The sequence below is a fragment of the Amycolatopsis sp. NPDC049252 genome (genome assembly GCF_043197175.1).
Lineage (GTDB): Bacteria > Actinomycetota > Actinomycetes > Mycobacteriales > Pseudonocardiaceae > Amycolatopsis.
Map to the genome: position 1 here is coordinate 295,543 of NZ_JBICSQ010000001.1, position 22,472 is coordinate 318,014.

The following is a 22,472-nucleotide window of genomic DNA, read 5'->3' on the forward strand; positions in this document are numbered from 1 at the left end:
CCCTCAGCCAGGTCTTCGACCGGCCGAGATTACCGGGCGCTCAGCAGCAGCCACGCACCGGCAAGCCCACTGACCTGCTGTTCGCGGCCGTCCGCGGCTGCTTCGCCGCGGTGACGACGTCGGCCAGCATGCGGTCCAGCCGCGCCCGGTCGAGCACCCGGCCCGCCGTGACGACGGTGTTGATCCGGCGGACCGCGCGGATGTCGGTGAGCGGGTTGGCGTCGAGCAGCACCAGGTCCGCGACCTTGCCCGCGGTGACGGTGCCGGTGGTCGACTCGCGGCCGAGGAACCGCGCGGCGTCGCGCGTCACCGTCTGCAGCGCCCGCCGCGGCGAGAGGCCGGCTTCGACGAGGAAGTCGAGCTCGTCGTGGAGGCTGAACCCCGGGTAGACGTACGGGTTCAGGCAGTCGGTGCCGCCGATGACGCCCACCCCGGCCCGGTGCGCGGCGCCGACCAGCCGCAGCTGCGCTTCGAAGTAGACCTCCTGCTGGGCGATCTGCTCGGACGTGACCGGCGTGAACAGCGGGAGGTGCTCGACCCAGTAGCCGAGGATGTCCGGGGAGACGTACTTGAGCCGCGGGTCGTGCGTGTAGGCGTCGGACGGCCGCGAGATCACGCGGTTGACGGCGAACGTCGGGCTCATCCAGCAGTCCAGTGCCTTGAGCCCGGCGAAGTGGCGTTCCGCGACGGCGGGGTCGTAGGCCTGGGCCGCCTGCCGGTCGAGCTCGCGGGCGAGGTTGAAGAAGTCGCGCGGCGCGTCCGGGTCGAACGGCGTCGCGTCGAGGCGGGCCAGGATCTCGTCACGACGGCTGGACGTGTGGATGGGCACGCCGAAGTTGTGCTCGAAGCTGCGCTGCCCGGCTTTCGCGGCGTCGAGCTGGGGAAGCCGGTACGGCCAGTGGCCGGCGAACGGGAGGCCGACGCGGCGGCACTCGTCGGCGATCGCCAGGTAGACGTCCTTCGGCAGGTAGAAGTAGGTCTTGACGAAGTCGGAGCCCTGCGCGAGGGCGGTCCGGACGGCCGCACGGCCCTCCTCCGGCGTCGCGACCTGGGTGATCGGCGGGCCGAGCAGGCTGACCGGGCCGTCGAGGATCGCGCTGGCGAGGGCGATCCGCGGGCCGAGCAGCTCGCCGCGGACGATCCTGTCGCGGGTGGCGCGGTTCTCGGCGTACCCCTGCATCTCGCGGATGCCGGTGACGCCGTTGGCCAGGAACATCGGCGGCGCCAGCTGCTCGTAGTCGATGCCGTGGGCGTGCATGTCCCACAGGCCGGGGATGACGTAGCGCCCGCGGCCGTCGACGACCGTGGCCCCGGCGTGGTGCGGCACCTCGGCGGCCGGGCCGACCCAGGCGATCCGGTCGCCGACGAGGACGACCGCCGAGTGCGGCCGGGCGAGGGCGTCGGTGCCGTCGACGACCGTGGCCCCGAGCACCACCACGACGTCCGTGCCGGCCGCGGCGGCTTCCTGGGCGAAGAGCGACGGGGTGATCCCCGCGGCGGCGAGCCCCGCACCCGCCGTGGCAAGCCAGCGAAGGAAGTCTCGTCTGTTCGCCTCGACTCGCACCACGGCAGCCGCCCTTCGATCAACGATGTGATCGGTATTCAACGCCGCGGGCCGCGGTCGGGAATCTTTCCCCGTGCTCAATTCCGGTGCAGAGCACGGGCGAAGGTAGCGCCGGTGCGGCACTTTCACGTGAAAGTGATCCGGAGGGTTCCTCCTCGTCGCTTTTCACGTGAAAGTGCCGTCTTCAGGCGAGGGCCCGCGTGGGGGCGAGCCGCGCCGCGCGGACCGCCGGGTACGCCCCGGCGACCGCCCCGACCAGGGCCGCGACGCCGACCCCGCCCGCCAGCGCGCCGACCGGCAGCACGGCCGGCCAGCCCTGGCTCAGCGCGTACCCCGCGGTCACCAGCACCCCCGTGACGACGCCGGCCAGGCCGCCGAGCCCGGACAGCAGCACCGACTCGGCCAGGAACTGCCCGCGCACCTGCCGTTTCGTGGCCCCGAGCGCGCGCCGCAGGCCGATCTCCCGACGCCGTTCCAGCACCGAGATGACCATCGTGTTCGCCACCCCGACCCCGCCGACGAGCAGCGCGACGCCACCGAGACCGAGGAACAGCGCGCTGTAGGTGTTGTCGGTGAGCTTCTGCGCGGCGAGCGCGTCCGACGGGCGCCTGACCTCGACCTCGTTGGGCGCCTGCGGGTTCAGCGTCGCGCCCAGCACCGACCGCACACCGTCCACTTCGGACTCTTTCGCCCGGACGTACACAGTGGACGGATGACCGTCGAAGCCGAGGAGCCGCTTCGCGACGTCCCAGCCGACCAGCGCCGACCGCTCGATCTCCGGCGCCAGGGGCATCGGCCCGAGGATCCCGGCGACGGTGAACCACTCCGTGCCGATCAGCACCTGCGGCGGCCGCGCCGGGTCGACGTGGTCGATGCCGAGGCGCGCGGCGGCCTGCGCCCCGAGCACCGTCACCGGGTAGTTCTGGTTGCCCGGCGCCAGAAACGCCCCCGACCGCACCTTCCCGCCCAGCACCCCGAGCAGGTCCGGGCGTGCCGCGTAGACGGCGAGCCCGGACGTCTCGTCCACCGGGATCCGGTCGCTGCGCCGTACGCTCGCCGACGTCGTCCCGGTGCCGGTCGCCGCCGTCACCGGCCCGATCCGCTTCGCCATCGAGACGGCGTCGTCCGGCAGGGTCGCGTTGTCCCCGAACAACGTCTGACCAGGCCCGGCGGTGAGCAGGTTGGTACCGAGCGCGGCCAGCCGGTCGTGCAGCGCCTGCGCGCCGGACGCCGGGATCGCCAGCACCGCGACCATCGCCGCGACGCCGATCGCGATGCCCAGCGCGGAAAGCACGGCACGCACCGGGCGCGTCCGCATGCCGTGGGCGCCGAGCGCGACGACGTCCGGTGGCTTGAGCCGGGCGGGTTCCGGCAACGTCACCAGCGTCATCGCGCACCCACCAGGCCGGTGTCGAGGCGCAGGCGCCCGTCCAGCAGCTCGATCCGCCGCGGCATGCCCGCCGCGATCTCGCGGTCGTGGGTGATCACCACGATCGTCGTGCCGTCCGCGGACAGCTCGCCGAGCAAGGAGAGCACCGCCGCGCCGGTACCGGTGTCGAGGTTGCCGGTCGGCTCGTCGGCCAACAGGATCGCCGGGTTGTTCACGACCGCCCTGGCGATCGCGACGCGCTGGCGTTCCCCGCCGGACAGCTCGCCGGGCCGGTGCCACGCCCGGTGCCCCAGCCCGACGCGCTCGAGCGCGGCCAGCGCCCGCGAGCGCCGCCGTCGCCGCGGCACCCCGGCGTAGAGCAGGCCGGTGCAGACGTTGTCCACCGCGCTCATCCCTTCGTCGAGGAAGAACTGCTGGAACACGAACCCGATCCAGCGCGAGCGCAGCGCCGAGACCTTCCGGTCCGACAGCTCGGCGACGTCGTGGCCGCGCAGCTCGACCCGGCCCGCGGACGGCCGGTCGAGCGTGCCCATCAGGTGCAGCAGCGTGGACTTCCCGGACCCGGACGGCCCGACGATCGCGACCATCTCGCCGTCTTCCAGGGAAAGCGAGACGCCGTCGAGCGCGGCGACCCCGCCGGGGTAGGTGCGCGTGGCCTCGTGGACGCGCAGGACGGGCGTCACGACGTCGTCACCACCCGCATGCCCGCGGCCAGGCCGTTACCGCTGACCTCGACCTTGCCGCCGCTGAACAGTCCGGTTTGGACGGCGACGAGCCGTCGCTTGCCGTTCTCGTCGACCTCGACGGCGTAACCGCCTTCGGCGAGCGCGAGCAGCGCGCCGACCGGCACCGCGAGCACCCCGGAGTGGACGTCCTTGGTGAACCGGACGGTCGCCGGGGCGGAGTCGAGCGTGCCGGCGACGGCCGGGTCGTCGAGCCGGACGGTCACGGTGATCTTGGGCTTGCCGTCGTCCTGGCCCGCGCCGTCCTTGCCCTCGACCGCGGACTTCCCGACGTCGGTGATCGTGCCCTTCGACGTCTTCCCGTTGATCGTCACGGACGCCTTCGCGCCCTGCTGGGCGAGGTCCTGCTTGGCCGCGTCCAGCTTGACCTGCACCGAGCGGACGGTGCCGGTGGTCTTCAGCACCTCGCCCTGGGCCGGTGAGCCGAGCTTCGCCGCGAGCGCGGACACCCGCAGCTCACCCGCGGCGAGCACGACGTCGCCCTGGCCGAACGCGCCGGTCTGGTCCAGCCCCAGCGCCTTCTGCCACTTCTTCAGCGCGGCCGCCGTCGCCGAGGTGAACTTCTTGTCCGGCGTGCCGAACCCGCCGTAACCGCACGCCTTGAGGTTCTCCTCGAGCTGCTTGACGTCGGCACCGTCGGCCGCGCCCTGGGCGAGGTCGCGGTAGAACGGCAGCGTGCCGTAGAACAGCGGCACCGGCTTCGCGTCGACGCCGTACACCGCCTGGCAGCGGGTGAGGACCGCGCCGGCGGCCGGCAGCGAGGTGATCGTGCCGGGCTTGCGGCCGGCGACCGAGGACTCCTCGCCGTAACCGAGGGTGCCGTCGGCCTCCTCCTCTTCGCTGAGGTCGGTCTTGGCCACCTCCGCGGTTTCGACGGACGGCGGAGCCGCCTCCGGCACCGACGTGGCGGAGGAGACGCGCGTCAGGACCACGGCGGAGCCGGTGCCCACCACCACGACGAGCACCGCCGCGGCGATGAACCAGCGGGCGCGGCCACGGCGTCGTGGCTTGAGTTCGGTTTCCATGGTCACTTCGCGGGCTCCGCCGGTGCCGCGTGCATGGAGACGCCGATCCCGCACGCCTTCGCGGCGGCCTCGAACTTCGACGGGTCGTCGCCCGGGCCGCCCATCCGCGTGGCGCCCTTGCCGGACGGGTCGGGGTCCGGCATGTCGATGCCGTGGTCCCGCATGCACTTGGCGTCCTTGCGCATCTTGTCGAGCTCTTCGGGACTCGGCGGCTTCATCTCACCGCCGTTGGGCATGAGGCTCTTGCAGGCTTTCTGCGCCCCGTCGAACTTCCCCGCGTCCTTGGCGTCACCCCCGAGCGTGATCGCCATGCCGCCGCCGTCCCCGGCCGGCTTCGGGTCGGGCATGTCGACGCCGTGCTCGCGCATGCACTTGGCGAAGTCGCGCATCTTGTCCTCATCGCTCTTGTTGTCCGCGGCCTTGGCCGGGGCCGACGAGGACGGCCCCGAGATCGAGGCCACCTTCGACGCGTCGTCCGGCTTGGCCCCGCACCCCGCGAGCAGCACCGCGGCGCCGATCGCCGCGATGACGGTCAGGCGTGTTCGCATCGCTCGCTCCTTTCCTCCGGTCAGGTCGTCAGGTCTACGGATCGGGGGATTCCGGCGCGCTAAGCGAAGTCGCTTATGCGGGGCTTATGGCCCGCCTGGGCAGACTGGGCGGGTGCGTGTGCTGGTGGTGGAGGACGAGCGGCTGCTCGCCGACTCGGTCGCGGAGGGCCTCCGCCGCTTCGCGATGGCCGTCGACGTCTGTTACGACGGCGAACAGGCCCTCGAGCGGGTCGGGGTGCACGGCTACGACGTCGTCGTCCTCGACCGCGACCTGCCGAAGGTGCACGGCGACCAGGTGTGCGCCGCGGTCGTCGCGGCGGGCGGCGAGGCGCGGGTGCTGATGCTGACGGCCGCCGCCGACGTCACCGACCGGGTCGCCGGGCTGGGCCTCGGCGCCGACGACTACCTGACCAAGCCGTTCGCGTTCGCCGAGCTGGTCGCGAGGGTGCAGGCGCTGTCCCGGCGCGCGCGGCCCGCGTTGCCCCCGGTGCTGCAGCGCGACGGCGTCGTGCTGGACCTGCCCCGGCACCAGGCCGCGCGCGACGGCCGGTTCCTGCAGCTCTCGCCGAAGGAGTTCGCCGTGCTGGAAGTGCTGATGCGGGCCGAGGGCACGGTGGTGAGCGCCGAGGACCTGCTGGACAAGGCGTGGGACGAGCACGCCGACCCGTTCACCAACGCGGTGCGCGTCGCGGTGATGACGTTGCGCCGCAAGCTCGGCGACCCGCCGGTGATCGAGACGGTGCCCGGCGCCGGCTACCGGTTCGGCACGCCGTGAACGCGCTGTCGGTCCGGACGAAGCTGACCGCCTGGTACGGCGGGCTGTTCCTGCTGGCCGGGCTGGTCCTCGTCGTCATCGACTACCTGCTGGTGCAGGGCACGCTGCCGGACCCGGCCCGGTTCGCGACGGCGTCCCTCGGCTCGGCCGACGCGGCGTACGGGATCCCTGACAACACGGTCATGGCGCCGGCCGGCACGGCCGTGCGGCTGGTCAGCGGCTCGCTGGACGAGTACCGGTCCTCGACGCTGTCCACCCTGGTCGTCAACTCGGCGATCGCGCTCGTGGCGACGGCGGCGCTCGCCGTCCTGTTCGGCTGGCTGATGGCGGGCCGGGCGCTGCGGCCGCTGCACGACATCACGTCGGCCGCGCGGCGGCTCGAAGCGGGCAAACTCGACCGGCGGATCAACCTCGAAGGCCCGCCCGACGAGCTGAAGGAGCTGGCCGACACCTTCGACGGCATGCTCGACCGGCTCGCGGAGTCGTTCGACAGCCAGAAGCGGTTCGTCGCGAACGCGTCCCACGAGCTGCGGACGCCCCTGGCGGTGCAGCGGACGCTGATCGAGGTCGCGATGGCCGACCCCGAAGTCGCGCCGGAGCTGCGGAAACTCGGCACGCACCTGCTGCACACCAACGAGCGCAGCGAGCGGATGATCGAGGGCCTGCTGGTGCTGGCCCGCAGCGACCGCGGCCTGACCGCGCGCACCCCGGTCCGGCTCGACCAGGTCGTCGCGTCGGTCGTCCGGGCCACCTCGGCCCAGGCGGAGTCGGCGGGCGTCAAGGTGGAGACCCGGCTCCGGCCGCGCACGGTGGCGGGCGACCCGGTGCTGCTGGAGCGGTTGGTGACGAACCTGCTGGTCAACGCGATCACGTACAACGCCAAGGGCGGCTGGGTGTACGCCGAGGTCCGCGGCGACCCGGCGCTGGAGGTCCGCAACTCGGGCCCGGTGGTCCCACCGGAAGCCGTCCCGACGCTCTTCGAGCCGTTCCGCCGGATCAACGGCGCCGAGCGGACGGGCGACACCCGCAACGCGGGACTCGGGCTCTCGATCGTCCGTTCGGTCGCCCACGCCCACGGCGGCACCGCTGAAGCCCAGCCCGGCAAACGCGGCGGCCTGACCGTGACCGTCCGCCTGCCGCCTTCATGAGATCAGCGCGCAGCACCCGGCCCGCCGCCTCGCCCAGCCCTCCGGCGCGCGGACGGGCTGGGCGGAGGCGGGACTCGGGCTCTTGATCGTCCGTTCGGTCGCCCACGCCCACGGCGGCACCACCGAAGCCCAACCCGGCAAACGCGGCGGCTTCGGTCTGCCTGCCTTCGTGAGATCAGCGCCCAGCGCTCGCACCGCCGCCCTCCCGCCACCCGGCAGGTCGAGCGACCGGCCGGCTCTCGCCGCCCCGCCGACCTCCGCCACGCGCGGACGGGAGACACGTGCCAACGCGGGACTCGGGTTGTCGATCGTCCGTTCGGTCGCCCACGCCCACGGCGGCACCGCCGAGGCCCAGCCCGGCAAACGAGGCGGCCTCACGGTGACCGTCCACCTGCCCTCGTGAGCGGCAACCCCGCGACGTCCCACGCGTCTCAGTAGTCACACCAGTCCCAACAACCACAGGGCCCAGCGACGTTGGGCCAGATGGTGAAAACTTGGCAACGACGACCGTGGCGATCCACTCGATCGTGACTTTGCGTGGTCGGCGTGTCACACGGATGCCGCTGACCAGGGCACGGATGATGCGAGAGTCACGAAATGAAGAGTGGTCACTTGGGTGAAGACTCGGCGCGCCTCGCACGTCAAGCCGACGCGCCGTTCTAACGTGGGCACCCACAACGGTGAAGCATCGGGGAAGGCGAACAATGCGCACGCTGCGAGTGGTCGGGTTGCACGAGGACGGTAAGTCCATCGTGTGCGAAGACCCGGCGAGCCGTACGCAATTCCTCCTCCCGGCCGATGAGAGACTGCGCGCGGCGGCGCGGGGTGACATCACCCGCCTCGGCCAGATCGAAATCGAGTTGGAGAGCCAGATGCGGCCACGCGAGATCCAGGCGCGAATCCGCGCCGGCGAATCAGTCCAGCAAGTCGCGAGCGGCGCCGGGATCTCGGAGCAGCGCGTCGAGCGCTACGCCTACCCCGTGCTGCTCGAGCGGTCCCGCACCGCCGAGCTCGCGCAGAGCGCGCACCCGGTCCGTGAAGACGGCCCGGACGTGCAGACGCTCGGCGAGGTCGTCGCGTACGGCTTCGGCGTGCGCGGGCACGACTACTCCCAGGCCACCTGGGACTCCTGGAAGGGCGACGACGGCCGCTGGGTCGTCGTGCTGCGCTGGAAGGCCGGGCGCTCCGACAACCGCGCGCACTGGGCGTTCTCGCCGGGGGCGCACGGTGGCACGGTGACGGCGCTCGACGAGAACGCCGAGGTCCTGCTCGACCCGAACGCCTACCGCCCGCCCCGGACGGTCCGCGCGCTCAACCCGGCCCGCGACGCGGAGTTCCAGCCGACGCTGGACTCGGTGGCGCCGGAGCACGCCGAGCTGCCGGCCGCCGAGCCGGACCCGGACGACGACACCCGCGAGATCCCCCGCGTCCCGGCCGACCCCGAAGAGGAGACGGCGAGCGCGGAGGAGCCGGCGCGGCCGAAGGCCAAAAAGAATCATCCGATCGTGCCGTCCTGGGAGGACGTGCTGCTCGGGGTCCGCTCGCAGCGCGGTTAGTCCACCAGCGCCGCGAGGGTTTTCGGCGCCACCACGCGGTAGGCCTCCCGCACGATCCGCTCGACCTCGGCCCAGTCGAGGTCAACGTCCAGCCGCACGCCCAGCCAGCCGCGCGGCCCGACGTACGGCGGTTTGAAGAACCGCTCCGCCTCGGTGCGCACCAGCTCCTCCTGCACCCCGGCGGGCGCCGGGCACCAGAAGGCGAGCCTGCCGTCGCCGTGGTGGTCGTCGGCGAACATGACGAAGGTCTTTTTGCCGCGCACGAACCACGCCGGCGAGCCGTGGCTGAGCCGCTCGGTCGCCTCCGGCAGGGCGAGGCAGAGCTTCCGCAACGCGTCCAGCTGCTCCATCGCGCCAGTATCCCCGTTCTCCCGGCCTCCTTTACGATGTCACGCTGAGGGAGGGATCGATCATGTACGGTGATGAAGCGCGATGACGACAGCGGCACCACCGGCCGGGCAGGCGCACCTGGTCCGGCTCGGTGAACTGCGGTTCCGCGCCTTTTCCGGCACGCCCGTCGTCCAGGTCTCCCCGCAGCAGTGGGGCCTGCAAGCGCACGAAGTGCGACAGGCCGCGCTCGGGCGCCGGTACCGCGAAACCCCTCCCGACCAGGCGGGTTTCCTCCGCTTCGAGTTCGCACCCGGCTTCTTCCCGCCCCACTTCGACCGCGGTCCGGGCACCGCCGCCGACCGGCGCCGGCTCGACCGGCTGCTCGCCGGGCAGGAGCAGTTCTGGGCGAGTCTGCGGCGGCTTAAGCTGGCCCGCGCGGACGTCGCCTCGGCCGCCTCGGCCGCCGGGATGACCGTGGTGGCGGAGGCGAGCGATCCGACCGACCGGCTGATGCTGCTGCGCCGGGCCGGCCTGCCGGACGAGGAGCTGCGACCGCGAACGGCCCAGCGGATCACCTATCGCGGGATGCAGTACGCGCTGGCCACGGCGTTCGCCGCGAGCATCACGGCCGCGGGCGCCTGGGGACTGCTCGACCGGACGGCCTGGCCGCCGCTGCTGCTCGTCGCGGGCGCCGCCACGGTCCTGGTCGCGGCGCTGTTCGTGCTGCGGGTCGTCGTCGGCCGGTCGCCGCGGCTGCACTGGCTGGACGCGCCGTTCACGGGCGCCCAGCAGGTGGCCGTGCCGTTCCCGCCGGCACTGTCCCCGGACCTGCTCGGCGAGGTCGCTTCGCGGTACGGCTACTTCTACGGCGGCCCGTACGCCACGGGCCGCACCACCGACTCCTTCCTCTTCGTGAAGTGCCGTCCCGGTCTGGTGTTCGGCACCCCCGCACCGGCACTGCCGTCCGTGGCCGAACCGATCACCGAGGCGCCCGGACGCGAGCAGTGGCTGCGCGACCACCTCCACCGCCGGGACGAGCTGTGGCTGAGCGTCCGGCACGCGAAGTTGCCGCCGTCCCGGATCACCGAGATCGCGGGCCGCGAAGGCCTGTTCCCGGCCGGCGAGTTCGCCGACTCGACGGACCGGCTCCTGCTCCTGCGCCGCGAACCCGCGGCGCCCCTGCCGCCCGGGCGGAGGTTCCGGATGTCGTTCGTCGGCTTCCTGGCCCCGGCGGCCTGGGTGCTGCTCTGCGTCGGCGGCAGCGGCGTGACCGAGGCGATCACCGGGGACACCCGCCTGTTCGCGATCGGTTTCCCGCTGGCGGTCGCGGGGATCGTGCCGCTGGCGTGGGTGCTCCGGATCTTCCCCCGCTCGACGCGGGTCGCCTGGCTGGCGAAGGAGTTCACCGGCCGGGCCGGCGTCACGTTCTTCTCCGGCCCGTTCGGCGTCTCGCCCGAGCTGGTCCGCCAGATCGCCGCGTCACGCGGTTACGTCTTCGGCACCCAGACCGCGACCCGGGCCCAGGGCGCGCTGGTCACCTACGTCAGGCGCCGCTGAAGGCGATCACCAGCACGCCGACCCAGGCGATCAGCACGCCGCCGGCCGCGCCGTAGGCCGCCCAGCGCAAGATCGGGGTGCGGCGGATCAGCCACACCGAGGGCCCGATCCCGACCGTGACGATCACCGCCCCCACCAGCACGAGCCAGCCGCCGGTCTCGCGCTCCAGACTCGTCGCCAGCGCCAGCATCGCCACCACGACGACGGCGGCGATGAACGCCGAGATGGTCAGCCCGGTCAGCCACGGGGTCGGTTCCCCGGGCGGTCCCGGCGGCCCCAGCACGGTCCGGATCAGCTTCCGCCCCGTTTCGGACCGCCGCGGCGGCGGCTCGACGACGGTGTCGGCGCCGGTCACCGGGTCGACGAACCGCACGGCCGTGCCCATCACCGCGGCCAGCCGCCCGGCCAGCTGGCGGCCGCGCTGGGAGACGACGGCGGCCGCTTCCTCCCCCGAGTCGGCGGAGACGGCGGACGCCACCCGCGCCCACTCGTGCAGCGCCTGCGCCAGATCGCCGCCGATCGCGAGCTTGTACGGGTCCACCTCGCGCGCCTGCTCACCACCGGGCCCGGCCAGCACCGCGCGCTCGCCGCGGATCCGCAGCTCCATGGTGTCCCTTCACGCCGCCCGAGTCCCCCGAAACACTAGGTGGCACCTTAGTCACCCGACGCCAGCTCGTAGAAGGCGACGGCGGCGGCCGTGGCGATATTGAGGGAGTCGACTCCGGCCGGCATGGGTATCCGCACCGCGTGATCAGCAGCGGCGAGCGCGGATTCGGTCAGTCCCGGCCCCTCCGCGCCGAAGAGCAGGGCCACCGGACCGGGCGCGTGCTCGCGCAGTTCACGCAGTGGGACCGAGCCGGGGCGCGGGGTGAACGCGGCGACGGCGAACCCGCGCGCCCGCAGGTCGTCGAGCCCGCCCGGCCAGTCCGTCAGGTACCCGAAGGGCACGCGCAGGACGTGTCCCATGGAAACGCGCACGCTGCGCCGGTACAGCGGGTCGGAGCAGCCGGGCCCGAGCAGCACGCCGCCGACGCCGAGCGCGGCCGCGTTGCGGAACAGCGCGCCGAGGTTTTCGTGGTCCCCCACGCCTTCCAGCACCGCGATCGTGCCGGCGCCGGTCACCACGTCGGAAACCGTCAGCGGCGCCGGCCGGTCGGCGACCGCGAGGATGCCGCGGTTGAGGTGGAAGCCGACGACGTCGGCCATCGTCTCCGCGGACGTGACGTACTGCGGCACGTCCGCCCCGGCGAGATCTCCGGCCAGCTCGGCGAAACGCCGTTCAACGCCCAGCAGAGCCCGTACGGGGTACCGGGAAGCCAGCAGGCGGGACACCACGACGGTGCCCTCGGCGATGACGAGTCCCTTGCCACCAGGCCGGTCCGGGCGGCGGTCCGCAGTGGACAGGTCGCGGAAGTCGTCGAGTCTCGGGTCGTCCCGATCATCGGTGTGGATCACGGCCATCCGCACAGTGTGTCATCCGCTTGCCGGGCGGCTCACTGGTCCGAACGTCCACCCGGCTCTGGTACGAACGGGTTCATTTTGCTGTCGGTTAACTCCTGGTGACGGACAGCACCAGTTTGGCCGCTAGCACGGATTCAACCGCTGTGAAACGGTTATCCGCCGGGAACCTGAAACACGTACTAGTTCCACGCCGACGCAAAGCAGGGATGGTCATGGGGATGGACCTGGCGGCACAACCGTTCAACACGCTCGATCGAGGACGGTATCGCCGCAAGGTGCAGCGCTGTCTCGACACGTTGGCCCGGATGCTCACCGACGGCAGTTTCTCCTTCCCGCGCAAGAACATCGGGCTCGAAGTCGAGCTGAACCTGGTCGACCGCGAGCTGCGCCCGTCGATGACGAACACCGCGGTGCTGGAGGCGCTCGACGACCCGTCGTTCACCACCGAACTGGGCCAGCACAACCTCGAGCTGAACGTGCCGCCGCGGCCGCTGGCCGGCGATTCGGCGCTCCAGCTCGAAGACGACCTCCGCGCGTACCTGGGCACAGCGTCGGCGAAGGCCCGTGACACCGGGTCGTCGGTGGCCATGATCGGCATCCTGCCGACGTTGAAGCACGAGCACTTCGACCAGAAGTGGCTCACCAACAAATCCCGGTACGCCACGCTGAACGACCAGATCTTCGCCGCGCGCGGCGAACGGACCGTGCTGGCGATGGAGGGCTCGGCGCTGCCGGGCCAGCAACCGGAACGCCTGCGCAGCTATGCGGAATCCATCCTTCCGGAAGCGGCGTGCACGAGCGTGCAGCTGCACCTGCAGGTGGCGCCGGAGGAATTCGCCGCGCACTGGAACGCCGCGCAGTGCCTGGCCGGGCTGCAGATCGCGCTCGCCGCGAACTCGCCGTTCCTGCTGGGCAAGGCGCTCTGGCAGGAGACGCGCATCCCGTTGTTCCTGCAGGCGACCGACACCCGCCCCGAAGAGCTGAAGAACCAGGGCGTCCGGCCGCGCGTGTGGTTCGGCGAGCGCTGGATCACGTCGATCTTCGACCTGTTCGAGGAGAACGTCCGCTACTTCCCCGGCCTGCTCCCGGAAACCGACGCCGAGGACCCGATCGAAGCCCTCGACGCCGGCCAGGCGCCGAAGCTCACCGAGCTGCGCATGCACAACGGCACCATCTGGCGCTGGAACCGCCCGGTCTACGACGTCGTCGACGGCCTGCCGCACCTGCGCATCGAAAACCGCGTCCTGCCCGCCGGGCCGACGGTCGTCGACACCGTGGCGAACGCGGCGTTCTTCTACGGCGCCCAGCGCGCGCTCGCCGAGGCCGAACGCCCGGTGTGGAGCCAGATGTCGTTCCAGGCGGCGGAGGAAAACCTGTACGCCGGCGCACGACGCGGCTTCGAAGCGCAGCTGTACTGGCCGGGCATCGGCTGGATCCCGCCGGACGAGCTCGCGCTGCGCGTGCTGCTCCCGCTGGCCCACGAAGGGCTGCGCCGCTCCGACGTCTCCGACGAGGCCCGCGAGCGCTACCTCGGGATCATCGAGCGCCGGTGCCTCGCGCGGCGGACCGGGGCGACCTGGCAGCGCGAGTACGTCGTGCGCGCGGAGGAGCGCGGCCTCGACCGGGAGGAGGCGCTGACCCGGATGCTCGGGCGGTACCTGGAGCTGTCGGAAGTGGGCGAGCCCGTGCACACATGGCCCGTGGACGACTGATCCGCGCAGTAGCCTGGGGCGATGCCGAAGATTCTCGGTGGGTCGCTGGAGGCGCACCGACGCGAAGTCCGCGCGCGCGTCTTCGACGTCCTGCGTGCCCAGCTGTACGAACGCGGCTTCGACGCGATCTCGCTCACCGGGGTCGCCGCCGCGGCCGGGGTCGGCCGGAGCGCGCTGTACAACCACTTCCCGGACAAGGAGAGCCTGCTCGTCGCCTTCGTCGAGGACGAAGCCGCCCGGTACGTCACGCGGCTGACCGAAGCCGTCGAGGCCCAGGCCGACCCGGTGGACCAGCTCGGCACGTTCGTCCGGCTCCAGCTGCGCGTGCTGGCCGAGTACCACATGCCGCCGGGCACGGCCCTCGCGTCGGCGCTGGCGCCCGCGGCGTACCGGCGGATCAGCGCGCACGCCGACCCGATCACCGACCGGCTGCGCGCGATCCTCACCGGCGGGGTCGACCTGGGGCGCTGGCCCGCCGAGGACCCGGACGTGCAGATCGCGATGATCACCGCCGCGCTGGGCAACCGCGCCCTGGTCGAGGGGCCGCCGGAGCAGCGCGACGACTTCGTGGAGGCGGCCGTCCGGTTCGTGCTCCGAGCGGTCGGCGCGCAAGAGATTTAGGGTAGCCTTACCACGTCTTATGGCTTAGGCTCTTTCTGACAGTGTGTCAGATCGATCGCCGGGAGGCCCTCCATGTCGGTGACCACGGACCTGGACACCCGTCCGTTCTCGGCGGCGCTGCGCGCCTCGACGCTGCAGGTGCACGAGAAGGCGAACTACTCGACGTACATGCGCGCCCTGCTGGGCGGCGAGCTGTCGCAGGACGGCTACACCCAGCTGGCGATCCAGTACTACTTCATCTACAGCGCGATCGAGGCGGCGAGCGACCGGATGGCGGCCGACCCGGTGGGCGGCGAGTTCGTCTTCGACGAGCTGCGGCGGCTGCCCAACCTGGAGCTCGACCTGGCCCACCTCGCCGGCCCGGGCTGGCGCTCGGCGATCTCGCCCCTGGCCTCGACGCAGGCGTACGTCGCGCGCGTCGAAGAGGCGTCGTCGTGGGCCGGCGGGTACGTCGCCCACCACTACACGCGCTACCTCGGCGACATCGCGGGCGGCCAGGCCATCCGGCGCCTGCTGGAGAAGACGTACGACGTCGCCGACGCGGGCACGCTCTTCTACCACTTCGAGGGCATCGGCAGCGCCCCGAGGTTCCGCGACGCCTACCGGGCGAAGCTGGACAACGCCCCGTGGAGCGACACCGAGCGCACCCGGGTGATCGACGAGACACTGGTGGCGTTCGAGTGCAACGTCGCGGTGTTCGACGAGCTGGCCCAGCGCCTGGACGAGTTCCGCACCGCCTGAATGACCGTCGTCACAGGCCGTTGACCTCCAGTTAGGTCCAGGTTGCAGGCTCGGTTTCGGGTGGTGCGCCCTCGGGTACGCCACTGTCGAACCGGTCGTCCCACGCAGTGACGACCACGCGCCCCCGCTCGCCGCGTAGGGGTGTGTGCTACTAGGTTCGATACCGGAAACTTGTGTCGAAGACAGAAGGAGGGCCAATGGCCCGCTACGAGCTCCCCGATCTCGACTACGACTACAGCGCCCTGGCGCCCCACATCTCCGGCGAGATCAACGAGCTGCACCACAGCAAGCACCACGCGACCTACGTCAAGGGCGCGAACGACACCCTCGACAAGATCGCGGAAGCCCGCGACGCCGGGGACTTCGGCAACATCGTCGGTCTCGAGACGACGCTGGCCTTCAACCTGGCCGGCCACGCCAACCACGTCGTGTGGTGGAAGATCCTGTCGCCGGAAGGCGGCGACAAGCCGACCGGCGAGCTGGCCGCCGCGATCGACGAGGCCTTCGGGTCCTTCGACAAGTTCAAGGCGCAGTTCACCGCCGTCTCGACCACGATCCAGGGCAACGGCTGGGGCGCGCTCTCCTGGGACCCGATCGGCAAGACGCTGATCACCCAGCAGCTGCGCGACCACCACAACAACCTGATCCTGCCGACCGTGCCGATCCTGCTGGTCGACGTCTGGGAGCACGCGTTCTACCTGGACTACAAGAACGTGAAGCCGAAGTACGTCGAGGCCCTGTGGAACATCTTCAACTGGGCCGAGATCAGCAAGCGCTTCGACAACGCCGTCGCCGGCGGCAACGGCCTGCTGCTCGGCTGAGCACGCGGTTCGCGAACGGGGTCCTCCACTGTGGAGGGCCCCGTTTTCGTCTGCGGGTGAATTCCCTTGACCTCGAGTGCGGTCGAGGTGTTTGGCTTGAGCCATGGACGTTGACGCGTATCTGGCCCGGCTGGGCGTCGCACGGCCCGCGGCGGCCGACCTCGCGACGCTGCGCACCCTGCAGGAACGGCACCTGGCGGCGGTCCCCTTCGAAAACCTGAGCGTCCACCTCGGCGAGCCGATCGAGCTCACCGAGGAGGCGCTGTTCGGCAAGATCGTGGAACGCCGCCGCGGCGGGTTCTGCTATGAGCTCAACGGCCTGTTCGCCGCCCTGCTGTGCGAGCTCGGGTACCACGCTTCGCTGCACGCGGCGCAGGTGTTCCGCCCGGACGGCTCGCTGGGCCCGCCGCTGGACCACGCCGCGGTCGTCGTCGAGCTCGACGAGCCGTGGCTGCTCGACGTCGGTTTCGGCCGGTTCGCCCGGCACCCGCTGCGCCTGTCCGGTGTGGACGCCCAGGCCGACCCCGAGGGCGACTTCCTGGTGCTGGACGCGCCGTACGGCGACGTCGACGTCCTGCTGGACGGGAAGCCGCAGTACCGGCTGGAGCACCGCCCGCGCCCGCTCGCGGACTTCGTGCCGATGGCGTGGTGGCAGTCGACGTCCCCGGAATCGCACTTCACCCGGTCGCTGACGTGCTCCCGCCCGACGTCCCAGGGCCGCGTGACGCTCTCGGGCGCCAAGCTGATCGAAACGGTCGACGGCGTCCGCCACGAGGTCCCCCTGAGCGGCGACGACGCGGTGCGCACGGCCTACCGGGTGTACTTCGGGATGGCGCTGCAGCGCCTGCCCACGCTCCCGGGTGAGAACCCCTTGACGAGCCCTTCGCTCAGCCCGACACTGCCCTGACCCGTCGATGAACGGAGCCCCGGCCTGGGGTTCCCAGGGTCGGGGCTCCGTCCGTTCCCGAACTGACTGCCGCTCCCACCACGAAGCGGACATGTATGAGGTTAGCCTAACCTCACCACTCGGACAAGGGGTCTCCCGTGGAGACCCGGATCTCACTCGTTCGAGTGACCCTGACTGCAGAAACCGGCCATTTCTGTCGGTGCGTGGCGATACGGTCACAGCGTGAACACAAGGGGGAACTCCACCCGTACCGCGGCGCTGATCGTCGTCGCCGTCCTCGCCTTCGTCACCTTGCTCGGTGGCGGGGCGTGGCTGGCGTGGCGCATCGTGTTTCCGCCGGTCTCGCTGCCCGCCCCGCCGACGACCCTGCCGAGCCCGTGGCCGGAACAGGGTGCGGAGGCGGTCCGCGCGGTGCCGATGCCGACCGGGGAGATGGTCGCCGCTCTGCCCGACTACACGGCGAGTCACGTCCTGTGCTCGTCCCTGCCCGAACCGACCTGGGCGAAGCTGCTCGGCGGACCGGTCCTCCGCGAAGTCAACGTGATCTTCGGCTGCCAGGTCGTCACCACGACGCTCCGGGTTTCGGCCAAGCTCGGCGACGGCACGCTGGTCCGCTCCGGTGAGGCGCCGGAGCAGGTCACCGTCGGCGGCCGTCCCGCCACTTCGTACCAGTCGCGGTACGGGAAGGACGCGAGCGTCGTCGTCCGGTTGCTGGGGCCAAGCGCGCCGAGCTGGTCGAAACCGGTCTTGGAGATCTCCGTTTCCCAGGACACCTGGGACCAGACGGCCCGTGATCTGCGCGCCCTGGCCCAGAACCTCGGCGACGGGATCGTCAACGCGGTCACGGCCCCCGGGCCGGCACTGCCGCAGGTGTCCTACGACGACTCGATCCCGCCCCGCACGGTCGGGCCGACCCCCGGCAGCGGCATCGTCGACGCCTCGACCCCGATGATCGCGTGGCAGCTCTGTTCCCTGCTGGCCCAGAGCACCCAGCGGCCGCTCACCGAGTTCGTGCCGAAGCAGGGCGGCAAGTGCGAACACCGCGAGGACGACCTCGGCGTCCAGGCGTCGAGCGACGACTGCTGCACCAGGGACTTCCCCGACCGGATCCGTGGCAGGCCCGCGCTGGTCGACAACCCGCGGGTGGTGATCCGGCTCGGCGACGCGTCACCCCAGCAGGTCGAGCTCGCCTGGACGTCCCCACGGAAGTCCGACGAGGAGCTTCGGGCGTGGGCCGAGTCGATGGTCTCGGGGCTGCTCGGCCGCTGACGAGCCGACGATCCGGGTACGCGAGCCGACCGGCTGGGTGCGCAAGCCGGCCGCTAGACCTTCGCCCGCTTCAGCACCCGCAGCCCGAACCCGCGCCGCACCGGCCACGACACGCCACCCCGCCGGATCAGCACGATCGCGCAGACCACCGCGGCCAGCGCCGAGACCGCGCCGCCGATGTAGAAGGGAGACCGCCCGCCGAACGCCTGGGCCATCCAGCCGACCATCGGGCCGCCGATCGGGTTGCCGCCGATCAGGACCAGCACGTACAGGCCCATCACGCGGCCGCGCATCTCCGGGCTGACCGACGTCTGCACCAGGGAGTTCGCCGTGTTGAGGAACGTCATCGTGGCGAAGCCGAGCGGGATCAGGCCCAGGCCGAACGTCAGGTAGTTCGGCATGAACGCCGTGATCAGCTCGAACACGCCCAGGAAGAAGGCCGACACCAGCATCAGGCGCACCCGCGGCCGGCCCTTCGTGCCGCGGCGGGCCGACATGATCGCGCCGGTGAACGTGCCGACCGCGACGAGCGTCGAGAGGAGGCCGTAGCCGTCGGCGGCGGTGTGGAAGACGTTCGCCGCGACGATCGGCAGCGAGCTGAAGTACGTGATGCCGAACGTGCTGACGAACAGCACCAGCACCATCACCGTCATCAGGTCCGAGCGCCGGCGGACGTACCGCAGGCCCTCGGCGAGCTGGCCCTTCTCGCGCGGCACCGCCGCGACGCGGAACAGCTTGGCCGGGTTCATCAGGATCAGCCCGGTGATGACGGCGACCGTGCTGGCCGCGTTCGCGATGAACAGCCAGCCGGTGCCGATCCAGGTGATGGCGAACCCGGCGATCGCCGGTCCGACGATGCGGGCCATGTTGAAGATCGAGGAGTTGAGCGCGACGGCGTTCGCGATCTGGTCGCGCCCGACCATCTCGGCGACGAACGACTGCCGCGTCGGCACTTCGAGCGCCGCCGTGGTGCCGAGCGTGAAGCACAGGACGTAGACCTGCCACAGCGCCACGAGCCCGGTCAGGTCGAGCACCCCGAGCACCACGGCCTGCGAGCACGCCACCGCCTGGATCCAGGTCAGCAGGCGCCGCTTGTCGACGCGGTCGGCGAGGACGCCGGCCCACAGCGAGAGGAACAGCGTCGGCGCGAACTGCAGCGCGACCGCGACACCGAGGGCGATGGGGTTGTTGCCGCTGAGGGTGAACACCAGCCAGTCCTGGGCGATGCGCTGCATCCAGGTGCCGATGTTCGAGATGACCTGACCGGTGAAGAACAACCGGTAGTTGCGGATCCGCAGGGAGGCGAACATGCCGCCGCGGCGCTGGGGCACGACTTCGGACGGTGGTGACGCGGACGGCAGTGGTGGTGCCGTCTTCCGGGTAGCAGTGGTTTCGATCGATCGTTCTGTTTCGCTACCCGTGGTGGTCACCGTGGTTAGTTCCCCGCCATCCTGTCGATGATTTCGGCGGCTTTCGAGAGCACTTCACGCTCTTCGTCGCCGAGCTCCGCCAATTGCCTGTCCAGCCACGCCTCCCGGACGGAGATGGCCCGCTGAACGTAGGCCAGCCCGCTCTCGGACAACTCGACGATGGCCTGCCGGCCGTCGGTCGGGTGCGGCCGCCGCTCGACGAACTTCATCTCCTCGAGCGCGGCGATCACCCTCGTCATCGAGGGCGGCTGGACGCCTTCCTTCGCGGCGAGCTGCCCGGGGGTCAGTGCACCGCACTTGTGCAAGGTGGACAGCGCGGCGACCTGCGTCAACGTCAGATCGTCCCCGACGCGCTGTGCCCGCAGCCGGCGGTTGAGCCGGACCACCGCGAGACGCAGACGGCTCGCCAAGGAGCGTTCGTGCGTGTCGCCGGACATATAGTTAGCATACCTTACGAAACTTCATCCCTTCAGGTGATCTCCGTCAACCCGCAACCCGGGAGAGGGCCGCGCGTCCTTCCCGACAGAGGAACCTGGGGGTCCGATGAACAGGAAACTGGCAGGCTCGGCCGTGGTCGGCGCGGCGATCGTGGCCATCGTGGTGGCCCAGTTCTGGGGCGGTGGCGGCGAAGCGCCGGCGGCCGCGCCGCCGGCGTCGACGCCGCCACCGTCGATCGTCCAAGGCGCACTCGAGGTCTACCGGGACGCCCCCGACTCGGCGATCGAGATACCGGTGCCATCGGACTGGGCCGTGACCCGCGACCACGAGCGGGCGAGCTTCCGGCGGGGCGACCTCCTGCTCGAGACCGACCGGGTGCCGATCACGCAGGAAGACGCGTTGAGCGGACTCCGGGCGACGCTCGGCCGGCAAGGCGGCACAGTCGCCGAGCACGCCCCGATCGCCGAACGGGACACCGCGGAATGGGACTTCACCTACGAACGCGCCGGCGTCGCGCGGCGGGTGACCGTGGTCGGCCTCGGCGCCGGTGATGCGCTGGTGACAATCCGGTTCGAGGCCCCGGCCGCGGATTTCGAGCGTGACCGGAGCGTCCTCGACAAAGCCCTGAAGATCAGCTGAACGCCGCCTGGATCGGGCCGACCGCGAAGTACGCGACGAACGCCACCGCGATCACCCACATCAGCGGGTGCACCTGGCGGGCCTTGCCGGTGGCCGCGCGGATCACGACGTAGCTGACGAAGCCGGCGCCGATGCCGTTCGCGATCGAGTACGTGAACGGCATGACGACGATGGTCAGAAACGCGGGCAGCGCGATCGAGTAGTCGGTGAAGTCGATGTCGCGCACCTGCGCCATCAGCATCGCGCCGACCACGACCAGCGCCGGCGCGGCCGCCTCGACCGGCACCACCTGGTAGAGCGGCGTCAGGAACATCGCGGCGATGAACAGCACGCCGGTGATGACGTTCGCCAGGCCCGTCCGGGCGCCTTCGGCGATGCCGGCCGCCGATTCGACGAACACCGTGTTCGAGCTGGCCGAGCCGAACCCGCCGGCCGCGCCCGCGAGGCCCTCGACGAACAGCGCCTTGCCGACGTTGGGCAGCTGGCCGTCCTTCGTGATCAGCCCGGCTTCCTTGCCCAGGCCGGTCATGGTGCCCATGGCGTCGAAGAAGTCGGCCAGCACCAGCGTGAAGACCAGCAGAACGACGGTGATGATCGGCAGCCGCGTCCAGGCGCCGAACGAGACGTCACCGACGAGCGAGAGGTTCGGCAGGCCGACCACCTGGTCCGGCAGCGCCGGGTAGCCGAGGTTCCAGCCCTTCGGGTTCGTGCCCTTGGACGGCCCGGCCTTGACGATCGCCTCGACCACGATGGCCAGCACCGTCGAGGACAGTACGCCGATGAGGATCGCGCCCTTGACCTTGCGCACGACCAGGATGCCGGTGATCAGCAGGCCGACGACGAACACCGCGGTCGGCCACGACGCGATCGAGCCGTTGATGCCGAGGCCGACCGGGACGGTGGTGTGCGCGTCGTCCGGCAGCCGCCGCACGAACCCGGCGTCCACCAGGCCGATCAAGCAGATGAACACGCCGATGCCGACGGCGATCGCGGACTTCAGCGACGCCGGCACGGCCTTGAACACCGCCGTGCGGAAGCCGGTGAGCACGAGCGCGACGATGATGACGCCCTCGATGACGACCAGGCCCATCGCTTCGGGCCAGGTCATCTGCGGGGCGATGGTGACCGCGACCAGGCTGTTGATGCCGAGGCCGGTGGCGATGGCGAACGGGTAGTTCGCGACCAGGCCCATCAGGATCGTCATGACCCCGGCGACCAGCGCGGTGACGGCGGCGACCTGCGGCACCGGCAGGATCCCGCCGAGCAGGTCCTTGTGCGCGGCCGCGTCGTCCGGCGCGAAACTGCCGATGATCAGCGGATTCAGCACCACGATGTAGGCCATCGTCACGAAGGTGACCAGGCCGCCGCGCAGTTCACGCGGGACGGTCGACCCCCGCTCGGTGATCTTGAAGAACCGGTCCAGTGTGGACGTCCCGGTGCCGGTCGCCTCCGGCGTCCCGGTGGGAGTCGTCTCCTGCTCCGCCATTCGCCCTGCCCATTCTGTCGCTGCTGCGGAGTACCCTGCACCTCGTGAGTGATCCGAGCAATCCACCGGAGGTTACGGGCTCGTTGCGGCACACGCCGGAGCTGCCCAAGAGGCTGACCGACCTGACACCGGTGGTGATCGTAGGCACCGCGATCTGGACTGTCGCGCTGGTGGTGCTCTTCTTCACGACTTCGGGGCTGTGGGTGCAGACGGCGCTGTCCGGGTTCGTGCTCGGGTTCGTCGGGATGGCGATCATCCTGTGGCAGCGCGCCGCCGCCCGCCGCGGCTCTCGCTCCGCGCAGCGGGTCTAG

At 71.3% G+C, this 22,472-nt stretch carries 24 protein-coding genes; 13 read left to right on the forward strand and 11 right to left on the reverse strand.

All coding sequences use genetic code 11. The features are described 5' to 3' along the window. Positions 1–40: 40 nt before the first annotated feature. The 5 genes from ACGFMK_RS01485 to ACGFMK_RS01505 form a co-directional block, all read right to left on the reverse strand. Positions 41–1,567, reverse strand: coding sequence for an amidohydrolase family protein (locus ACGFMK_RS01485; RefSeq protein ID WP_392756731.1), 1,527 nt, complete (start codon positions 1,565–1,567; stop codon positions 41–43). 181 nt (positions 1,568–1,748) lie between these two features. Then, a complete protein-coding gene (locus ACGFMK_RS01490) occupies positions 1,749–2,954 on the reverse strand; it encodes an ABC transporter permease (protein WP_392756733.1) in 1,206 nt (401 codons plus the stop codon). After that, the gene (locus ACGFMK_RS01495) at positions 2,951–3,637 is read right to left on the reverse strand and encodes an ABC transporter ATP-binding protein (RefSeq protein ID WP_392756736.1); all 687 of its coding nucleotides are present in this window, start codon (positions 3,635–3,637) and stop codon (positions 2,951–2,953) included. Before ACGFMK_RS01495 ends, ACGFMK_RS01490 begins: the two co-directional genes overlap by 4 nt. Beyond that, on the reverse strand, positions 3,634–4,722 hold the full coding sequence (locus ACGFMK_RS01500) for a peptidoglycan-binding protein (RefSeq protein ID WP_392757563.1): 1,089 nt from the start codon (positions 4,720–4,722) through the stop codon (positions 3,634–3,636). The genes ACGFMK_RS01495 and ACGFMK_RS01500 overlap by 4 nt, the downstream gene beginning before the upstream one ends. A 2-nt stretch (positions 4,723–4,724) precedes the next feature. Then, positions 4,725–5,270 carry a hypothetical protein gene (locus ACGFMK_RS01505; RefSeq protein ID WP_392756739.1) on the reverse strand — a complete coding sequence of 182 codons (546 nt, stop codon included), beginning with the start codon at positions 5,268–5,270 and terminating at the stop codon, positions 4,725–4,727. 112 nt (positions 5,271–5,382) lie between these two features. On the opposite strand from ACGFMK_RS01505, the gene ACGFMK_RS01510 reads away from it, so the two are divergent. The 4 genes from ACGFMK_RS01510 (at position 5,383) to sepH (ending at position 8,749) form a co-directional block, all read left to right on the forward strand. Beyond that, complete coding sequence (locus ACGFMK_RS01510; RefSeq protein WP_323324182.1) at positions 5,383–6,045, forward strand: response regulator transcription factor; 663 nt, start codon at positions 5,383–5,385, stop codon at positions 6,043–6,045. Beyond that, the gene (locus ACGFMK_RS01515; RefSeq protein ID WP_392756741.1) at positions 6,042–7,193 is read left to right on the forward strand and encodes a sensor histidine kinase; all 1,152 of its coding nucleotides are present in this window, start codon (positions 6,042–6,044) and stop codon (positions 7,191–7,193) included. Before ACGFMK_RS01510 ends, ACGFMK_RS01515 begins: the two co-directional genes overlap by 4 nt. A 169-nt stretch (positions 7,194–7,362) precedes the next feature. After that, positions 7,363–7,596, forward strand: a complete 234-nt coding sequence (locus ACGFMK_RS01520; protein WP_392756743.1) for an ATP-binding protein — start codon at positions 7,363–7,365, stop codon at positions 7,594–7,596. Between the two features lie 301 nt (positions 7,597–7,897). Beyond that, entirely contained in the window at positions 7,898–8,749 is an 852-nt protein-coding gene (sepH, locus tag ACGFMK_RS01525; protein ID WP_392756746.1) for a septation protein SepH, read from the forward strand. Here sepH and ACGFMK_RS01530 read toward each other — a convergent pair. Further along, entirely contained in the window at positions 8,746–9,099 is a 354-nt protein-coding gene (locus ACGFMK_RS01530) for an MmcQ/YjbR family DNA-binding protein (RefSeq protein ID WP_392756748.1), read from the reverse strand. The genes sepH and ACGFMK_RS01530 overlap by 4 nt on opposite strands. Positions 9,100–9,181: 82 nt before the next feature. On the opposite strand from ACGFMK_RS01530, the gene ACGFMK_RS01535 reads away from it, so the two are divergent. Beyond that, entirely contained in the window at positions 9,182–10,636 is a 1,455-nt protein-coding gene (locus ACGFMK_RS01535; protein WP_392756750.1) for a hypothetical protein, read from the forward strand. Here ACGFMK_RS01535 and ACGFMK_RS01540 read toward each other — a convergent pair. Both ACGFMK_RS01540 and ACGFMK_RS01545 read right to left on the reverse strand, forming a co-directional pair. Further along, the gene (locus tag ACGFMK_RS01540) at positions 10,623–11,243 is read right to left on the reverse strand and encodes a DUF2537 domain-containing protein (RefSeq protein ID WP_392756753.1); all 621 of its coding nucleotides are present in this window, start codon (positions 11,241–11,243) and stop codon (positions 10,623–10,625) included. The two genes, ACGFMK_RS01535 and ACGFMK_RS01540, sit on opposite strands and share 14 nt — an antisense overlap. 47 nt (positions 11,244–11,290) lie before the next feature. Further along, complete coding sequence (locus tag ACGFMK_RS01545; protein WP_392756756.1) at positions 11,291–12,097, reverse strand: TrmH family RNA methyltransferase; 807 nt, start codon at positions 12,095–12,097, stop codon at positions 11,291–11,293. A gap of 212 nt (positions 12,098–12,309) precedes the next feature. Between ACGFMK_RS01545 and ACGFMK_RS01550 the strand changes: the two genes are divergently transcribed. The 6 genes from ACGFMK_RS01550 (at position 12,310) to ACGFMK_RS01575 (ending at position 18,168) form a co-directional block, all read left to right on the forward strand. Then, a complete protein-coding gene (locus tag ACGFMK_RS01550) occupies positions 12,310–13,809 on the forward strand; it encodes a glutamate-cysteine ligase family protein (protein WP_392756759.1) in 1,500 nt (499 codons plus the stop codon). Between the two features lie 21 nt (positions 13,810–13,830). After that, positions 13,831–14,430, forward strand: a complete 600-nt coding sequence (locus tag ACGFMK_RS01555) for a TetR/AcrR family transcriptional regulator (RefSeq protein ID WP_392756762.1) — start codon at positions 13,831–13,833, stop codon at positions 14,428–14,430. A gap of 72 nt (positions 14,431–14,502) precedes the next feature. After that, entirely contained in the window at positions 14,503–15,171 is a 669-nt protein-coding gene (locus tag ACGFMK_RS01560; protein WP_392756764.1) for a heme oxygenase (biliverdin-producing), read from the forward strand. Between the two features lie 197 nt (positions 15,172–15,368). After that, a complete protein-coding gene (locus ACGFMK_RS01565) occupies positions 15,369–15,992 on the forward strand; it encodes a superoxide dismutase (protein ID WP_155540693.1) in 624 nt (207 codons plus the stop codon). A gap of 103 nt (positions 15,993–16,095) precedes the next feature. Further along, positions 16,096–16,899 carry an arylamine N-acetyltransferase gene (locus ACGFMK_RS01570; protein ID WP_392756767.1) on the forward strand — a complete coding sequence of 268 codons (804 nt, stop codon included), beginning with the start codon at positions 16,096–16,098 and terminating at the stop codon, positions 16,897–16,899. 222 nt (positions 16,900–17,121) lie between these two features. After that, on the forward strand, positions 17,122–18,168 hold the full coding sequence (locus ACGFMK_RS01575) for a hypothetical protein (protein ID WP_392756769.1): 1,047 nt from the start codon (positions 17,122–17,124) through the stop codon (positions 18,166–18,168). 53 nt (positions 18,169–18,221) lie between these two features. Here ACGFMK_RS01575 and ACGFMK_RS01580 read toward each other — a convergent pair whose 3' ends face one another. Then, the gene (locus ACGFMK_RS01580) at positions 18,222–19,478 is read right to left on the reverse strand and encodes an MFS transporter (RefSeq protein ID WP_392757566.1); all 1,257 of its coding nucleotides are present in this window, start codon (positions 19,476–19,478) and stop codon (positions 18,222–18,224) included. A gap of 125 nt (positions 19,479–19,603) precedes the next feature. Next, positions 19,604–20,035, reverse strand: a complete 432-nt coding sequence (locus ACGFMK_RS01585) for a MarR family transcriptional regulator (protein WP_323324195.1) — start codon at positions 20,033–20,035, stop codon at positions 19,604–19,606. Between the two features lie 106 nt (positions 20,036–20,141). Between ACGFMK_RS01585 and ACGFMK_RS01590 the strand changes: the two genes are divergently transcribed. Then, entirely contained in the window at positions 20,142–20,675 is a 534-nt protein-coding gene (locus ACGFMK_RS01590) for a hypothetical protein (RefSeq protein WP_392756772.1), read from the forward strand. Here the strand turns inward: ACGFMK_RS01590 and ACGFMK_RS01595 are convergent. Next, a complete protein-coding gene (locus ACGFMK_RS01595) occupies positions 20,668–22,161 on the reverse strand; it encodes an NCS2 family permease (protein ID WP_392756774.1) in 1,494 nt (497 codons plus the stop codon). The two genes, ACGFMK_RS01590 and ACGFMK_RS01595, sit on opposite strands and share 8 nt — an antisense overlap. 83 nt (positions 22,162–22,244) lie before the next feature. Here ACGFMK_RS01595 and ACGFMK_RS01600 point away from each other — a divergent pair, with 83 nt between their 5' ends. Then, positions 22,245–22,472: a DUF2530 domain-containing protein gene (locus tag ACGFMK_RS01600; RefSeq protein WP_392757569.1), complete on the forward strand. Its 228-nt coding sequence runs from the start codon at positions 22,245–22,247 to the stop codon at positions 22,470–22,472.

Excerpts from the sequence above, each read along its gene's own strand:
- ACGFMK_RS01560 (WP_392756764.1), top strand. The coding sequence starts at position 14,503 with ATGTCGGTGACCACGGACCTGGACACCCGTCCGTTCTCGGCGGCGCTG.
- sepH (WP_392756746.1), top strand. The coding sequence starts at position 7,898 with ATGCGCACGCTGCGAGTGGTCGGGTTGCACGAGGACGGTAAGTCCATC.
- ACGFMK_RS01540 (WP_392756753.1), bottom strand. The coding sequence starts at position 11,243 with ATGGAGCTGCGGATCCGCGGCGAGCGCGCGGTGCTGGCCGGGCCCGGT.
- ACGFMK_RS01595 (WP_392756774.1), bottom strand. The coding sequence starts at position 22,161 with ATGGCGGAGCAGGAGACGACTCCCACCGGGACGCCGGAGGCGACCGGC.
- ACGFMK_RS01505 (WP_392756739.1), bottom strand. The coding sequence starts at position 5,270 with ATGCGAACACGCCTGACCGTCATCGCGGCGATCGGCGCCGCGGTGCTG.
- ACGFMK_RS01550 (WP_392756759.1), top strand. The coding sequence starts at position 12,310 with ATGGGGATGGACCTGGCGGCACAACCGTTCAACACGCTCGATCGAGGA.
- ACGFMK_RS01545 (WP_392756756.1), bottom strand. The coding sequence starts at position 12,097 with ATGGCCGTGATCCACACCGATGATCGGGACGACCCGAGACTCGACGAC.
- ACGFMK_RS01585 (WP_323324195.1), bottom strand. The coding sequence starts at position 20,035 with ATGTCCGGCGACACGCACGAACGCTCCTTGGCGAGCCGTCTGCGTCTC.
- ACGFMK_RS01570 (WP_392756767.1), top strand. The coding sequence starts at position 16,096 with ATGGACGTTGACGCGTATCTGGCCCGGCTGGGCGTCGCACGGCCCGCG.
- ACGFMK_RS01535 (WP_392756750.1), top strand. The coding sequence starts at position 9,182 with ATGACGACAGCGGCACCACCGGCCGGGCAGGCGCACCTGGTCCGGCTC.
- ACGFMK_RS01530 (WP_392756748.1), bottom strand. The coding sequence starts at position 9,099 with ATGGAGCAGCTGGACGCGTTGCGGAAGCTCTGCCTCGCCCTGCCGGAG.
- ACGFMK_RS01490 (WP_392756733.1), bottom strand. The coding sequence starts at position 2,954 with ATGACGCTGGTGACGTTGCCGGAACCCGCCCGGCTCAAGCCACCGGAC.
- ACGFMK_RS01590 (WP_392756772.1), top strand. The coding sequence starts at position 20,142 with ATGAACAGGAAACTGGCAGGCTCGGCCGTGGTCGGCGCGGCGATCGTG.
- ACGFMK_RS01555 (WP_392756762.1), top strand. The coding sequence starts at position 13,831 with ATGCCGAAGATTCTCGGTGGGTCGCTGGAGGCGCACCGACGCGAAGTC.
- ACGFMK_RS01565 (WP_155540693.1), top strand. The coding sequence starts at position 15,369 with ATGGCCCGCTACGAGCTCCCCGATCTCGACTACGACTACAGCGCCCTG.
- ACGFMK_RS01580 (WP_392757566.1), bottom strand. The coding sequence starts at position 19,478 with ATGTTCGCCTCCCTGCGGATCCGCAACTACCGGTTGTTCTTCACCGGT.
- ACGFMK_RS01500 (WP_392757563.1), bottom strand. The coding sequence starts at position 4,722 with ATGGAAACCGAACTCAAGCCACGACGCCGTGGCCGCGCCCGCTGGTTC.